13 protein-coding genes are annotated in these 14,305 nt (G+C 69.5%); 8 read left to right on the top strand and 5 right to left on the bottom strand.

Annotated elements, in window-relative coordinates:
- Together OZ403_RS29460 and OZ403_RS29455 are read left to right on the top strand one after the other, a co-directional pair.
- Nucleotides 1-213 carry a biotin/lipoyl-binding carrier protein gene (locus OZ403_RS29460; protein WP_011555548.1) on the top strand — a complete coding sequence of 71 codons (213 nt, stop codon included), beginning with the start codon at nucleotides 1-3 and terminating at the stop codon, nucleotides 211-213.
- A 2-nt stretch (nucleotides 214-215) separates the two neighbouring features.
- Nucleotides 216-998: an enoyl-CoA hydratase/isomerase family protein gene (locus tag OZ403_RS29455; RefSeq protein WP_140794628.1), complete on the top strand. Its 783-nt coding sequence runs from the start codon at nucleotides 216-218 to the stop codon at nucleotides 996-998.
- Between the two features lie 34 nt (nucleotides 999-1,032).
- Here OZ403_RS29455 and OZ403_RS29450 read toward each other — a convergent pair whose 3' ends face one another.
- Nucleotides 1,033-1,626, bottom strand: a complete 594-nt coding sequence (locus OZ403_RS29450; RefSeq protein ID WP_002634367.1) for a response regulator — start codon at nucleotides 1,624-1,626, stop codon at nucleotides 1,033-1,035.
- A 74-nt stretch (nucleotides 1,627-1,700) separates the two neighbouring features.
- Nucleotides 1,701-3,422, bottom strand: a complete 1,722-nt coding sequence (locus tag OZ403_RS29445; RefSeq protein ID WP_140794627.1) for an FHA domain-containing protein — start codon at nucleotides 3,420-3,422, stop codon at nucleotides 1,701-1,703.
- Nucleotides 3,423-3,557: 135 nt separating this feature from the next.
- Between OZ403_RS29445 and OZ403_RS29440 the strand changes: the two genes are divergently transcribed.
- A complete protein-coding gene (locus tag OZ403_RS29440; protein WP_268782343.1) occupies nucleotides 3,558-5,084 on the top strand; it encodes a rhomboid family intramembrane serine protease in 1,527 nt (508 codons plus the stop codon).
- Between the two features lie 43 nt (nucleotides 5,085-5,127).
- Nucleotides 5,128-5,448: a hypothetical protein gene (locus tag OZ403_RS29435; RefSeq protein ID WP_237080668.1), complete on the top strand. Its 321-nt coding sequence runs from the start codon at nucleotides 5,128-5,130 to the stop codon at nucleotides 5,446-5,448.
- Between the two features lie 45 nt (nucleotides 5,449-5,493).
- Here OZ403_RS29435 and OZ403_RS29430 read toward each other — a convergent pair whose 3' ends face one another.
- From OZ403_RS29430 to OZ403_RS29420, 3 genes are all read right to left on the bottom strand, one after another.
- Complete coding sequence (locus OZ403_RS29430) at nucleotides 5,494-6,492, bottom strand: RNA ligase (ATP) (protein ID WP_268782342.1); 999 nt, start codon at nucleotides 6,490-6,492, stop codon at nucleotides 5,494-5,496.
- Nucleotides 6,493-6,573: 81 nt separating this feature from the next.
- Nucleotides 6,574-7,452, bottom strand: a complete 879-nt coding sequence (locus tag OZ403_RS29425) for a hypothetical protein (protein ID WP_268782341.1) — start codon at nucleotides 7,450-7,452, stop codon at nucleotides 6,574-6,576.
- 6 nt (nucleotides 7,453-7,458) lie between these two features.
- Nucleotides 7,459-8,670 (bottom strand): hypothetical protein, encoded by a 1,212-nt coding sequence (locus OZ403_RS29420; RefSeq protein WP_140794623.1) that lies wholly within the window; start codon nucleotides 8,668-8,670, stop codon nucleotides 7,459-7,461.
- A gap of 266 nt (nucleotides 8,671-8,936) precedes the next feature.
- On the opposite strand from OZ403_RS29420, the gene OZ403_RS29415 reads away from it, so the two are divergent.
- The 4 genes from OZ403_RS29415 (at nucleotide 8,937) to OZ403_RS29400 (ending at nucleotide 14,206) form a co-directional block, all read left to right on the top strand.
- Nucleotides 8,937-11,240: an ArnT family glycosyltransferase gene (locus tag OZ403_RS29415; protein ID WP_268782340.1), complete on the top strand. Its 2,304-nt coding sequence runs from the start codon at nucleotides 8,937-8,939 to the stop codon at nucleotides 11,238-11,240.
- A complete protein-coding gene (locus OZ403_RS29410; RefSeq protein ID WP_268782339.1) occupies nucleotides 11,237-12,154 on the top strand; it encodes an ABC transporter ATP-binding protein in 918 nt (305 codons plus the stop codon). Before OZ403_RS29415 ends, OZ403_RS29410 begins: the two co-directional genes overlap by 4 nt.
- Nucleotides 12,155-12,157: 3 nt before the next feature.
- Nucleotides 12,158-12,958, top strand: coding sequence for an ABC transporter permease subunit (locus OZ403_RS29405; RefSeq protein ID WP_268782338.1), 801 nt, complete (start codon nucleotides 12,158-12,160; stop codon nucleotides 12,956-12,958).
- 198 nt (nucleotides 12,959-13,156) lie between these two features.
- A complete protein-coding gene (locus OZ403_RS29400; protein WP_140856542.1) occupies nucleotides 13,157-14,206 on the top strand; it encodes an SPFH domain-containing protein in 1,050 nt (349 codons plus the stop codon).
- The last annotated feature ends 99 nt before the right edge of the window (nucleotides 14,207-14,305 follow it).

Raw genomic sequence — 14,305 nt, 5'->3', positions numbered from 1 at the left:
ATGGCGGACGTAGCGGCGCACATCACCGGCACGGTGTGGAAGATTGAGGTTCAGGTCGGCCAGCAGGTCAACGCGGGCGACACGCTCGTCATCCTCGAATCCATGAAGATGGAGATGCCCGTGGAGGCAGAGGATGGCGGGACGGTGAAGGAGATTCGGGTGAAGGAGGCGCAGTCGGTCAACGAGGGCGATGTCCTCGTGGTGCTCGGCTAGCAGTGGAGCCCGTCGTCGCGACAGGTGCTTCGCTGAACGTCGAGGACCGCGACGACGGGGTCCGGGTGTTGACGCTGTCCAACCCGGCCCGCCGCAACGCGCTCGATGACGGCCTTCTGGCGCGGCTGGACGCGGCGCTGGAACCGGCCCCGCATGTGCGCGCCTTGCTGGTGCGCGGCGCGGGCGGGGCCTTCTGTTCCGGCTATGACTTGACGCACCTGGGCCCCCCGGGCGCGGACGGGCGGCTGCCGGATGACTTGCTGGTGGAGTGCCTGCTGAAGCTGGAGTCCCACCCCGCGCCCAGTGTGGCGCTGGTGGAGGGCCCCGCGGTGGGCGCCGGCTTCGACCTGGCGGCCTCGTGCGACTTCCGCATCGGCACGCCCAACGCCGTCTTCCTCATGCCCCCCGCGCGCCTGGGCATCGTCTACTCCCCGGAAGGGCTGGCCCGGGCCGCGCGCCTGGTGGGCGTGTCGCGCGCCAAGCAGCTCTTCCTCGCGGCGCGGAAGCTGAGCGCGCGGGAGGCGCTGGAGTGGGGGCTGCTGGATGACTGCCTGGCGGACGCGGAGACGCGCGCGCTGGCGCTGTGCGCCACCCTGGCCAGCCATGCACCGCTGGCGGTGTCGGGGATGAAGGAGTCCTTCGGGCGTCTGGCTCGGGCCCCGTTGGAGGAGGCGGACCGGGCGCGGCTGCGCGGCTTGCGCGCGGCGGCCTTCGGGAGCGAGGACGCGAAGGAGGGGCGGGCGGCCTTCCTTGAAAAGCGCCCGCCCCGCTTCTCCGGCCGCTAGTCAGGGCGGCCGGCGGGGCACTGCCACGGCGACATCAGGTATCGCCGAAGAGCTCGCCCATGCGCAGCTGCAGCGCCGAGGCAATCTTGTACAGCGAGGAGATGGAGGCGGAGGACTCCGCGCGCTCAATCTGCGACAGCAGCGACACCGACAGGCCCGTGCGCCGCGCCAGCTGCTTGAGCGTGAGCTCCTGCGTCTTGCGTGCGTCGCGGATGGTGCGGCCAATGGCGCGGTGCAGGTCCGCCTCCGGGTCCTGGGACAATCCCTTCTTCTGGAGGGCGTTGCGGACCGCGGTGATGAACTGCTCCGGCTCCATGGGCTTCTTGACGTAGTCGGAAGCCTGCGCCTTGAGCGAGGCCACCGCCGTGTCCACCGTGGGGTATGCGGTGGCGACGATGACGGCCACGTCCGTGTCGTACTTGCGAATCTGCTCCAGCACCTCGGTGCCCGACATCTGCGGCATCATCATGTCGAGGATGACGAGGTGGAAGTCGGAGCCCCGGAGGATTTCCACCGTCTGGGTGGGGTCCGTCGTGGTCACGACCTCGTAGCCTTCACGGGTCAGGACCAGCTTGAGGTAGTCGCAGTTGTCCTGCTCATCATCAACTACCAGGATGCGAATCTGCACAGCGTCTCCTCGCTGCAGTTCAGTGCCATGGGACCGGAATACCCCCGGGGGGCGAGGGTGATTCCGGCAGACCACTACTTCTTGGGATTCTCGTAACTCTCGACCAAACCCTTCACGCGCTCGTAGTACGCGTGATTGGGCGCAAGTTCCAGGAATCGCTTGTAGTGAACCGCGCCCTTCTCGGGCTGGTTGTCATTCGCGTAGGCGGACCCGAGGTAGAGGTGGCACTCGGCGCGGGTGGGGTCCAGGTCGAGGCACTTGTTCAGCTGCTCGATGGCCTGCCGGTAGCGCAGACCCTTGATGTGCTCGAAGCCGTCCGCCTGGGCCTTGGCTGCCGCGGACTGCGCGGCGGGCGGCGCCTTCTCCGTGCCGGAGGTGGGAACCGTGACGGGCGGAGCCGCCTTCTTCTGAGCCTCGGCGACCTGCGTCTTCAGCGCCGCGTACTCCTTGGCGAACGCCTTGGTGGCGGCACTCTCGCGCAGGGCTTCCTCGGCCTCCGGCAGCTTGCCGTCGCCCAGGGCCTTGCGGACGTCGTCGAGCCGCCGCTTCATCAACTGCTCGGCGCGCGCCTCGTCGAGCCGGGTCTCCACGTCGCGGGGGCGCTGGCCGTTGGCATCCTTGATGCGCTCCAGCGCGTCCACGGCCGTGTCGAAGTCACGCGCCGCAATCGCCTTGTCGGCGACCGCGCGCTGCTCCTCCATGGAGGGGCCACGCGGGGGCGGAGGCGTTTCAGGTGTCTGCGTCGCCGCTGCCGTCGTGGGCGAGGGGGCGTTGGCCGCGGCCTGTTCGTCGATGGTCGGCTGCGGATCCTCGTCCAGAGGGGGCGTGGGCGTCTGCGCGATGACCGGGGGCGCCGTCGGCTGGGTGCCCTGCTGGTTCATGTACCAGAAGGCTCCGCCGCCTCCGCCGAGCAGCAGGGCCGCGAGGCCCGCCACCAGGGGCAGCTTCGAGCGCGAGCCGCCACCCGCGGCCACGTCGTCCGACGCGTCACCGGCGTTGACGAAGCGCAGCTTCACGTGCCCCAGCTCGATGATGTCACCGGTGGCGAGCGTGGCCTGCGCGTAGCTCTCACCGTTGACCGTCATCCCGTTGGCGGACTGCATGTCGATGACGCGCCACTCGCCAGCGTCCTCGCGGACGAGCTTGGCGTGGGTGCGCGACAGCGACCGATGATCCAAGGTGATGTCGTTGTCGTCGGTGCGGCCGATCCGCAGCTCCGTGCGGATGCAGGCGAACTCCTGGCCCTTGAGCTCGTCCGGGGACAGCACGAGCAGGCGGGGAGCGTCCTCGGCGGGCACGTCCACCACCTTGCGCGGCCGATCCGCCTCCACCTGATCCAACCGGATGATGGAGGTGGAGTGACGGCGCGCGTCCGCGGCGCTGAGGGAGGGCGGGGTGTGCTCGCTCTCCTCCGGCTCCTCGTCGTCGGAGTCGTCCTCTTCCGGCTCGGGTTCCGGCCGGCGGGCGGGCACCTTGGTGGTGATGGGGCCTACGGCATTGGCCACGCCCTCCGCTTGGAGCGCGAGGTCGTAGTCGCCAATCTGGACCAGGTCGCCCTCTTTCAGGGGCGACTGACCCGCGATTCGCTCGCCGTTGATCCGGGTGCCGTTATAGCTCCCCAGGTCTTCCACTACGACGTGGCCATTGAGTCGCACCAATCGTGCGTGACGCCGAGACACATTCCGTTCCGTCAGGCGGATGGTGTTTCCCTCCTGACGGCCGATGGTGATCTCGTCACGCACGAAGGGAACAACGGTCTTGCGCCCCTCGTCGTCTTCGATGATGAGCTTCAGCACGGGTCCGATCCGCGTACAGTCATAGCAGAACGGCCTTTCCCTGTACAAGCCATGTATCCCCCTCAAAAGACACGACTTTCTCCCGAGGAAGAGGGGCAGGCGAGGCTGTTGTCCATCGGTCAATCGGCCGGTGGGATGCGACTTGGGGGGGCGCCCTGGCTCACCTTGATCCTCGCGACCGTGCTGGTGGGCATCCACGGCGCGGCGCGAGCGGCGGGGCCGGTGGGGCTGGACACCCTGCTGCGGTGGGGCGCGAAGGCGGGGCCTCTGGTGGTGGACGCGGGCCAGGTCTGGCGGCTCGTCACCGCCAACTTCCTGCACCGGGACTTGCTCCACCTGGCCCTCAATGTCCTGGTGCTGCTGGCGGCGGGAAGCGGGCTGGAGCGCCTGTGCCGGCGCCGGGACTACGCGGCGCTGCTGGTGGCGGCGGGGCTGGCCACCATGGCGGGCTCGCTCGGCAGCTCCGGGGCGGTGAGCGTGGGGGCCTCCGGGCTCGTGTACGCCTGTGTAGGGGCGCTGCTTGTCCTGGGCCGGCGTCACCGGACGAAGCTGCCGGCGCGGTGGATGTCCGGCGAGGCCGCGGTGCCCACGGTGCTCGTCTTCCTATGGATGGGGTGGACGTCGGTGGGCGTGGACAACGCGGGGCACCTGGGCGGATTGCTCGCGGGGCTGCTGGCCGGCGTCTTCCTGGAGCCGCGCTGGCACCCGGACACGGGCTGGCTGCGCCCGGTGGGGATGGTGGTGGCGGCGGTGGTGCTGGCGGGGGGCGTGGTGGCGGAGCGCTCCGTCTGGCGCACGGAGCGGGATGACGGCTTTGGCATCTCCGTGGCGCTGCCACGCGACTGGCGGGGCGACGTGGACGGGCAGGGCCGGCGGGCCTTCTCCAACGGACTGCCGGGGCGTGGCCGCGCGACCTTCTCGGCGGAGGCCATCGAGACGGGAGAGCCGGGAGACGGCTCGGTCCAGGCGCGGCAGTTCCAGCAGGAAGTGCTGGTGCAGGGCGCTCCGGGCCCCGAGGGGCGGACGCTGAAGGTGACGGGGCTGGTGGCGGCGCGCGTGGGCGGGCGGAGCGCGCAGCGGCTGCATGCGGAGTTGGAGGGGCCAGGGGGGCCCACTCATCTGATGGCGCTCTTCGTGCCACGGGGGGAGTGGGTGTACCGGTTGGTGTTCACCTGGCCCGCGACGTACCCCGCCTACCGCGAGGTGGTGGACCGGATGGTGGCGGAGTTGCGCTTCGACGAGCCGTCCGTCCTGCGCGAGGCGCGGGCTCGGGCGCTGCTCGTTCCGGGGGCGCCGGGGCCGCTGCGCGCACTGGGCGGCGTGCTGCGCCGCCTGGGCCTTCCGAAGGAAGCGGTGGCGCCGTTGAGCGAGTCCGTGCGGCTGGCGCCCGCCCATGTGGAGACGCGCGTGGAGCTGGCGCGCGCACTCCTGGATGCCTCGCGAGTGGAGGAAGGGTGTCACGCGGCCGCGGAGGCGCGGGTGTACGGGCCTTGGGACACGGGCGCGCTGGAGGCCGGCGTGCGCTGCGAGCTGTCTCGCGGCAACGTCGCGCGGGCCCTGGAGCGACTGGTGGAGGCGCGCCGGGTGGATCCTCAGGATGCCCGGCTGCGCGCGGCGGAACTCGCGCTTCGGACGGTGCTGGAGGCTGCGCCGCCCCGCTGAAAATCAGGTCGGAAAATGTAGCACGGCGAACAACGCCATCAACGTGGCGGACACCTTCGAGTCGGGCGTCCGCGTCATCAAGGATGGGCTGCAGGGCAACATGCCTTCGTCGATGCCCTCGACGACCGTCGCGAAGACGGTGGGCAAGGCCGTGCCGTTCCTGAACGTCTTCGGTGCGCTGTCCTCGTTGTCCAACACGCGGGACGTGTTCACCAACCCCACGTCCACGCCGTCGCAGAAGGCGCACGCGGTCATCGACTCGGCGACCTCCGTGCTCTCCGCAGTGCCTTACCCGCCTGTGGCCTTGGGGGCGACGCTCGTGAACGTGTTGAACGGCGCCGTCACTCCGACAGAGCCGAAGTGAGCCAGCGCCGGGCGCTCCTTGGGGGGAGCGCCCGGGCGCCGGGCTTCAGTCCTCGTCCTTGAGCAGGAAGTCGTTGTTGATGACCTTGAACGACAGCCTGCCGCCGAGCGTGGGCGAGGGCCGCTCGACGAGCGGCCTCACCACGATGCCTTCCTTCCGGTGCTTCGTGCCCGCGTAGTGGCCCTGCGCGAGCTTCAGGTAGTTCGCCAGACCGTGGTCGAAAGTGCGCGCCGCCTCGCCGGTGACGACGTGCTCCACCGGCACCGTGCGCAGGCCGTGCTCCGCGCAGAACGCGATGAAGTCCGCGTACGCGAGGAAGCAGCCCGTTCGCGTGTCATGCACGCTGAACACGAACAACTCCAGCGCGTCCAGGCCCAGGCGGTTCTTCTGGATACCGGGACCGCACAGCTCGCCCTGCACCGCGAAGCCCGGGGGCAGCACGGTGTCGAGCGAGTACCGTTCGGCCATCCGCCAGACCGGGTTCGGCCCCCGCTTCAAGGCCCAGTTGCGCGAGCACGCCACCAGCTCCCCCTCGAGCGTGCGGAAGAAGGTCCCGGATGTCCCGTCGAGCTTCGTCGCCATGAAGAAGTCGTGGCCGCGAATTTCGTCCAGGACTCCGAGGGCCGACTGCAGCCGGATTTCGTCCGTCTTCGGCACCTGGCCCGGAAAGGGCCCGGCGACCTCTCGTGTGTCAGGCAGCGCCGGCTCGAACTTCACGACGCCAATCACGTCGCGCACGTCCGTTCCGACGGGGGGAACCTCGCCGGGGAGGATGGATGTCGGCAGGGCGAGCCCCTGGGACAGCACCCCCCGGAGCCGTGCCGTCTTCACGCGGAAGCCCCGGGGCCGGAGGAACTCGGCCCAGGGCCGTCCTTCTGGCAGGAGGCTGTCGATTTCGAAGAAGACACAGGCGTCACCCACGGCGAACTCGCCCTTCTTCACGACGACGTCCCAGCCCATGACCCGCGCCTTGAGGAGCGTGTCCGCTCCAGGAACGGGCTCCAGGTGGTCGATGCGCTGAATCGAAACAAGCTTTCTCTCCATGTGCCCTCCTTCCCACGGCGACAGGCCGGGGCCCTGGAGACGCTGGCCTTCGGGTGGACTGACAGGGGCTCTTTCCGCGCATCACCGGGCGCCGAAAACACGGACCGCGAGCCCTACGTTCGCGGTCCACTCACTGCGCCGGTCCAGCCCCGCGTCCCGGTGGACATAGGCCCCGCTCACCTGGAGCACCACGGGCTGGTCCGCCACCGCGAGCACGACGCGCTCCATGCCCACGTCCGTCCTGGCGCGGAAGTACTGCCCTCGCTCGATTCCGATGCTCCAACCCGCGAGCCCGGATGCGCGCAGGGCCCACAGCCCGTCCCGTGACTCCACGCCCGCGTCGAACATCAGCTCGGTGAAGGGCGCCACCGTGTGCGAGACGCCCTCCCGGGAGCGCCGCACTGCGTGCCCGGCGACGGGCCCCACGCCGAACCACACCCGCTCCGTCTCCGAGCGCACCGGGTCCAGCAGCAGGCCCAGCCGTCCCGTTTCCAAGGTCCAACCGGGGCCCTCCCAGACGCGGCGCTCCAGGTGCCCCAGTCGCAGCGCCACCGTCACGTCGAAGGGGAAGGGAATGCGCGCCGGCCGCGCCGTGGGCACCAGGATGAATCCTTCCTCCAGGTGCCGGCGCAGCGTCCCGTCATACGCGGTGAAGGTGAGCCCACGCTGCTCCCCATCCCACGCCTCCAGCCCGAGCAGCCGGTGGTTGTTGAACCAGGGCGAGCCCTTGCTCCGGCTGCTGCGTCCGCTTCGGATGTGCACGCCCGTGCGCACCGCCTGCGCCATCGCCGAGCCGCTGAGCCGCATGCGCGTGCCCACCACGAAGCCGTCGCCGGGGTCGAAGCAGATGGGGTAGCGCTCGCCGCGTTCGTCCAGGGCCACGCAGGCTTCGTCATCGGGCACGCCCCGCGGCACGTCCGCGGCGGTGGCCAGCAGCAGCGCCAGTCCGAGCATCAGCATGGAGGTCTACTCCTTCACGGACGTGGCCATGGGCGCGGAGCGACGCGCGGGAGCCCAGAGGGAGAAGCGCAGGCCCGCGGACGCGGACCATTCCCACTGCTCGGGGACGCCCGCGATGTCGCCACGCTTCATGCCGCGGCCATCCACGAGCAGGCTCAACGGCTGGTCGTTGATGGCCAGGATGATGACCTCGTAGCCGGCCTGGAGCCGCAGCCGCTCCGGCCTCAGCGGGCGGCCCGCGACGGCCGGGGCCAGCAACACCTTCTCCGCCTCCACCCCCAGCCGCAGGTGGTGGAAGCCGTCCCGGTCCAGCGTCAGGTCTGCTTCAAGCGCCGCGCCGGGGACGAAGGTGTTGAAGCCATTCTCATAGTCCCGCTCGAAGGATGGACCAGCGCGCACGCGCACGTAGGACACCAGGTCCTTCGAATGCCACAGGTCCACCGTGGCGTGGAGCGTGCCCCAGGTGAGGAAGCGCCCCACTTCGCCGCCGCGTTCGAGCTCCTCCACGCGGAGCGTCTCCATCCACAAGCCCAGGTTGAGGTGGAGGTCATGCCGCCGCGGCTTGCCGAAGAAGGTCGTCACGCGGAAGAGCGGGTCGTCACGCTCGACGCTGAAGTCGTAGCGCCCCACCGTCAGGTCGAGCGAGGGCACACCCAGGTGCAGTTCCGTCTCCAGGAATCGGAGCCGGTGCAGCCGCTTCCCCTGGCTGGATGGTGCCTCCACCGCGATGCCGAAGTCAGCGCGCATGCGGCCCTGCACCTGGCCGTCCTGCCACAGTGGAGCCCACGCGCCGCCGAGCCAGACGCGCCGGTTCAGGTCGAAGTTGAACTGCATCACCCTCCCGCGCTCGTCCCGGTACCAGCCGGGTGGGGCCGCCGCGCGGGCCGGCTCCATTCGATAACCCTTCACCCGCTCCGCCATCTCCTCGTCGAACGCGATGGAGCAGGTCGTCACCCGCGCTTGCTGCCGGTCCGTCTCCACGCCCTCGTCGTCCAACTCCCGCAGCGGGGACACCCGGCACACCTGGGCGGTGTCGTCACACTGGGCTCGCCACTCGCCGGAGGGAACATCCTTCGTTGGTGGCAGCCGCAAGCACACCGTGGGGGCGTGCCAGGTCTGGGAAGGAAGCGGGGTGGTGGGCGGCTGAAGGACGGGGGCCTCGTTTCCTGGCTGTGCGAGCAAGAAGGCGCAAGCCAGGGACACTGCGGGGGCGAGCATGATGTCTCCTCGGCGGCCACTTCCCGTCGGCCTCGGGAAGCACCGCCGGGCCCGGGCGTTTCAAGCGCCGTGCCTCTGCCAAGGAGCCGTGCTTTCGCGGGGTTGGCGGCCCCGCCGTGTACATCCCCCTGCACAGCGACGCGCAGTCAGGCTCACGGCAGAGGCCGGCGGCGGTGGTCGACCGGAGGGGGCCGCGGGGATATAACGCCGCGTCCTGCCGAGGGTGGGCCGCCCACCGCCCGGAACGACTCAAGGAGCTTCAGTCCGTGGAGAGCGAAGTCGAACAGCAGCGGGAGCAGACCTTCACCGAGGCCATCCTCGGCAAGGACTTCTTCCAGGCGAAGTGGGCGAAGCGGTGGCTGGAGCTGTCCTTCAGTCTGCGCGTCGTGACGGCCACGGCGGGCTTCGCGGCCCTGCTCTTCATTCCTTACCTGGGCGCGGTGGGGCTCTGGGACCCCTGGGAGACGCACTACGGCGAAGTCGCGCGGATGATGGTTGTCCGCCAGGACTACGTGTATCCCTTCTGGGAAGGCTCGTGGTTCTTCTCCAAGCCGCCGCTCACGATGTGGATGCAGGCGCTGGGGATGAACGTGGTGGGTGCGGCGAATCCGGGTGGGATGCTGGGCCTCTACACGGAGTGGGGCATGCGGATGCCCTTCGCGCTCCTGAGCATCACCGCGGTGGCGCTGTTGTCACTGACGGTGGCGCGCGTGGTGTCCCGGCGCGCGGGGTTGGCCACCGGCTTCGTGCTGGCCACCATGCCGCTGTACTTCCTGCTCACGCGGCAGACGGTGACGGACACGCCCTTCGTCACCACCTTCATCTGCGCCATGGCGTGCGCGCTCATCGGTCAGCTGGATGCGACGACGAAGCACCGCGCCGCCTGGTGGTACGGCTTCTATTTCTTCGCCGGCCTGTCCGCGCTGGCCAAGGGCCTGTTGGGCGTGGGGCTGCCCGCCGTCATCCTGGTGCTGTACGCGGCCCTGTCCGTCATCCCTTGGGACAGCGACAGCCTGGACGCGCACCTGAAGTGGCTCACGCAGGCCCGTTTCCGCAAGGACGTGCGCGAGGGCCGTCAGCCCATGCCCGTGCTGTGGGGGCAGATGTTCAAGATGCACCTGGGCACGGGCATCCTGGTGTTCTTCGCGGTGGCGGGCCCCTGGTACCTGACGCTGTCCCTCTTCGGCTCCGTGGACGATGAGGGCAAGCTCTTCTGGTACCGCTTCTTCGTCCACGACCACCTCAACCGCCTCACGGCGGGCGTGCACACCACCACGCCGGGCGGCACGTTCATCTACTTCATCGAGCAGGGTGGCTTCGCCATCTTCCCCTGGGTAGCGCTGCTGCCTGGCGCCTTCTCGGTGGTGGCGCGGCTGAAGCTGCGCTCGGAGAAGGCGGCGGACCACCTGGCCATCATCGCGGTGCTGTGGGTGGCCTTCTCCTTCTGGCTGCTGTCGTCCAGCGCCACCAAGTTCCACCACTACGTCTTCCCGGTGCTGCCGGGCGTGGCCGTCCTCCTGGCGCTCTTCATCGACCGGCTGTGGGAGGAGGGCATCTCCGCGCACGCGGTGAGCCTCATCTTCGGGCTCATGCTCTTCGTCCTGGTGGGGAAGAACATCGCGGAGAATCCGAAGATCTTCACCGACCTGTTCGTCTACAACTACGACCGAGCCTATCCGCAGGACCTGGTGACGAAGCCCATCGCGTTCTTCACCTCGCGTCCGCTGTGGACGGGAGATTTGGTGACGCTGGTGCTGCTGGCCTTCGGCGTCTACCTGTCCTTCGACGCCTTCTCCGCGAAGGGGCGGGCCCGGACGACGCCGAGCGCGCGCGCCGTGGCGCTGATGCTGCTCCTGGGCGGCGTGGCGACGCTGGGCGCGGTGAGCGCCCAGGCCCAGGTGTCCGCCAAGGCGCTGGTGGGCGTGGCGGTGTTGGCGGTGGCTGGCTACCTGGCGTGGGAGTCCATGCGGCCGGGCGCGGAAGGCCGCGCGTCGCTCCAGACACTGGCCGGCGTGTTGGCGGTGGTGGGCATCGCGTTCGCGGTGCGGGGCTTCCGCCAGCCGGCGGCGGAGGACTCGCTGCTCAAGGCGCTGTCGGAGCCCGTCAACATCAAGAAGACGCTAGGCTTCACCTTCGCGGTGGCGGGCGGCATGGCGGTGGTGGCGTCGCTGATGCGGGCGCGGGCGATGCTGTTCGGCACCTTCTGGGTGCTCGCGGCGGGCATGGCCCTCTGGTTCAACTGGAGCCACTGGGTGGACCTGTCCCACCAATGGACGCAGCGCGACCTCTTCTGGCGCTACTACGCGCAGCGTCAGGCGGGCGAGCCCATCGTCGCGTACATGATGAACTGGCGCGGCGAGACGCTCTACTCGCAGAACACGGTGGAGCAGTACCGCGTGTCGGACGCGAACGCGCGCATGCGCGCCCTGGCGCAGCGGCCGGGGCGTGAGTGGGCACTGGTGGAGCACAACCGGCTCAACCTGCTGCGCACCGCGGTGGGCTCGGACAAGGTCGTGACGCCGGTGGACCGCGACATCAACAACAAGTTCCTCCTGGTGACCATCGATTGAGCGGCATCCACGTCCAGGACCTGGGCAAGCGCTTCGGAGACCGGGTGGCCGTGGAGGCGTTGTCCTTCCACGTGCGGCCCGGCGAGGTATTCGGCCTGCTGGGGCCCAACGGCGCGGGGAAGACGACCACGGTGCGCATGCTCACGGGGCTGCTTCAGCCCACCGAGGGCGAGGCCACCGTGTGGGGCCACCGGGTGGACCGCGACGGCGAGCCGCTGCGCAAGGTGGTGGGTTTGCTCACCGAGCAGCCCGGCCTCTACGACAGGCTCACCGCGCGGGAGAACCTGCGCTTCTTCATGAAGCTGCATGAGTTGGATGAAGCCGCGGCCTGGCCTCGGGCCCGGCACTACCTGGAGCGTTTCGGGTTGGGTGGGCGCGAGGAGGAGCCGGTGGGCAGCTTCTCCAAGGGGATGCGGCAGAAGCTGGCCATCGTCCGGACGCTGGTGCACGACCCGAAGGTCATCTTCCTGGACGAGCCCACCAGCGGCCTGGATCCGGAGTCCGCGCGCACCGTGCGCGACGCCGTGGCGGAGCTGGCGTCGGAGGGGCGCACCATCGTCCTGTGCTCGCACAACCTGGCGGAGGTGGAGCGCCTGTGTGAGCGCGTGGCGGTGGTGAAGCGCCGCCTGCTGGCCATGGGCCCGGTCCGCGAGCTGCGGCACGCGGGGCAGGCGCTGGAGGTGCGCGTGGAAGGGGAGGCGGAGCGCTTTCGTGTCGCGCTGGCCCAGCTCCCCTTCGCGCCCAACGTGCTGGCCGAAGGGCCGAAGCTGCGCGTGATGCTGGCGGACGATGCGCAGGCGCCCGACGTGGTGGCGTGCCTGGTGGGAGCGGGCGCGCGCGTGCACAGCGCGGTGCCCACGCAGCGTCCCCTGGAAGAGGTCTATCTGGAGCTGCTGCGCGAGGGGAGGGGGTAGCCCATGGCGTTCCGTCCGAAGCGGGCCCTGGCGGTGTTCTGGAAGGACTTCCTGGACCTGCGAAAGAACGTGGGCCTGCTGGTGTCCATGATGGTGCTCCCGGCCGTCATGGTGCTGGTGCCCATTGGCGTGGTGTGGACGTACGTGCGCACGCCGGACCACGCGGACCTGCGCAGCGTGGCGCTCTTCTACGACCCCACGCTGCCGCTGAGCGCCAGCGCCGCGCGCTTCCTCATCGACAAGACGCTCACCGACTGGTTCGGCATGTTCCTGGTGATGCCGGTGTTCGTGCCCATCCTCATCGCGTCCCAGAGCGTGGCGGGGGAGAAGGAGCGGCGCACGCTGGAGCCGCTCCTGGCCTCGCCCGTGACGGCGGCGGAGCTGGTGACGGGCAAGAGCCTGGCGGCGCTGGTGCCCTCCGTGGCGATTACGTGGACGGCCTTCGTCCTGTTCTGTGTGGGCGTGGACATCGTCGCGTGGCCGCTGGTGAAGATGCCGCTGATGCCCAATGCGCTGTGGACCTTCGGCGTGTTCGTCATCGCGCCACTGTTCGCCTTCTTCGGCAACGGGGTGGCGGTGCTCATCTCCGCCCGGGTAAGCGAGGCGCGCATGGCCCAGCAGCTGTCCGCGCTGGTGGTGCTGCCCATCGTGGGCATGGTGGGTGGACAGGTGGCGGGCGTGCTCAAGGCGGGCTTCGGCTACTACCTGCTCCAGGGCGCGGTGGTGCTGGTGCTGGACGCCCTCCTGCTGTGGGCCAGTATCCGCTTGTTGGACCGCGAGCGGCTGGTGAGCCGTTGGGGCTAGCGCGGACGCCGGCCGTCGCTTTCCAGGGCATCCAGCCTGCCGAGCGGCTAGGCTTTCGCCAGTGAAACTGGCATGTTGCGAGCAGGTGCCGGTACGCGAGCGCGCGCGCTTTCGTCCGGGATGCCATGCTCTTAAAAGGGTTGGGGTGGCGGCGCGGGTTGACCGGCTGCCAACGCGGCCACGGAGGCGCTGACGGCAATGGGTATCTTCGACAGCATCAAGGGTGAGACGAAGCGCAACTTCATCGCCCGGGCGGACTCGGCGAAGGGCGACATCATCTACAAGTATCCGGAGAACAACGTCCGGATGCTGACCCAGCTCACCGTCGATGCGGACGAGGTCGCCCTCTTCGTCAAGGACGGCAAGGTGGAGGGCAAGCTGGGGCCCGGCCGTCACTCGCTGGACACGAACAACATCCCATTTCTGTCCCGCCTCATCGAAGGCTTCACGGGCGGCAACCTCTTCATCTCTGAAATCTTCTTCGTCTCCACCCGGGAGTTCGCCGGCGTGAAGTTCGGCGGCCCCATCGGTGACGTGCGCGACCCGGAGACGGGCCTGGGCATCGGCACCATGGTGTACGGCGACTTCTCCATCCGCGTGACGGACCCGGAGCGCCTGGTGGTGGGCCTGGTGGGCATGGGCCGCACCGGCAACGAGGAACTGCTCGGCTGGTTCAAGAACCAGGTGCTGAAGGTGACGCGCGACCGCATCGCGGAGCTGCTCGTCAAGAAGCGCTGGCCGCTGCTCGACGTGACGAGCGGCGCGTACACCGAGGAGATCGAGACCGAGGTCATCTCCGGGCTCAAGCCCCACGTGGACGGCTACGGCCTCACCGTGGTGCGGATGGGGAACTTCCACGTCTCCATCAAGGAGGAGGACGAGGCGACGCTGAAGAAGCTGGGCAAGGACGTGGCGTACTCGCGTCTGGCCGGTGGCTTCCAGCAGTACGCCCAGGGCCAGGCGATGCTCGGCGCGGCCGAGGGCATGGCCAAGGGCGGTGACGGCGGCGGCGGCGCGGGCAACGCGCTGGGCGGCATGGGCATGGGCATGGGCTTCGGCATGGCCCAGCAGTTCATGAACCAGCAGCAGCACCAGCAGCGGCCCCCGGAGCCCGCGCCCGCGGCGCCCCCGGCGGATACGCGCAGCCCCGCGCAGCGCCTGAAGGAAATCAAGGAGCTGAAGGACGCGGGTGTCCTCAGTGACGAGGAGTACAATGCGAAGCGCGCGGAGCTGATGAAGCTCCTGTAGTTCCCTTCGTGTACCCCTGCGGTACCCAGAGCCTCCGTCCGACACCGGGCGGGGGCTCTCGTGCTTTCCCTGACATGCACTGGGGTTGGATGGACCTCA

The sequence above is a fragment of the Myxococcus sp. NMCA1 genome, assembly GCF_026810205.1.
GTDB classification, from domain to species: Bacteria; Myxococcota; Myxococcia; order Myxococcales; family Myxococcaceae; genus Myxococcus; species Myxococcus xanthus_A.
The sequence above is the reverse complement of the archived record's forward strand: the minus strand, read 5'-3'. Positions and strand labels throughout refer to the sequence as shown.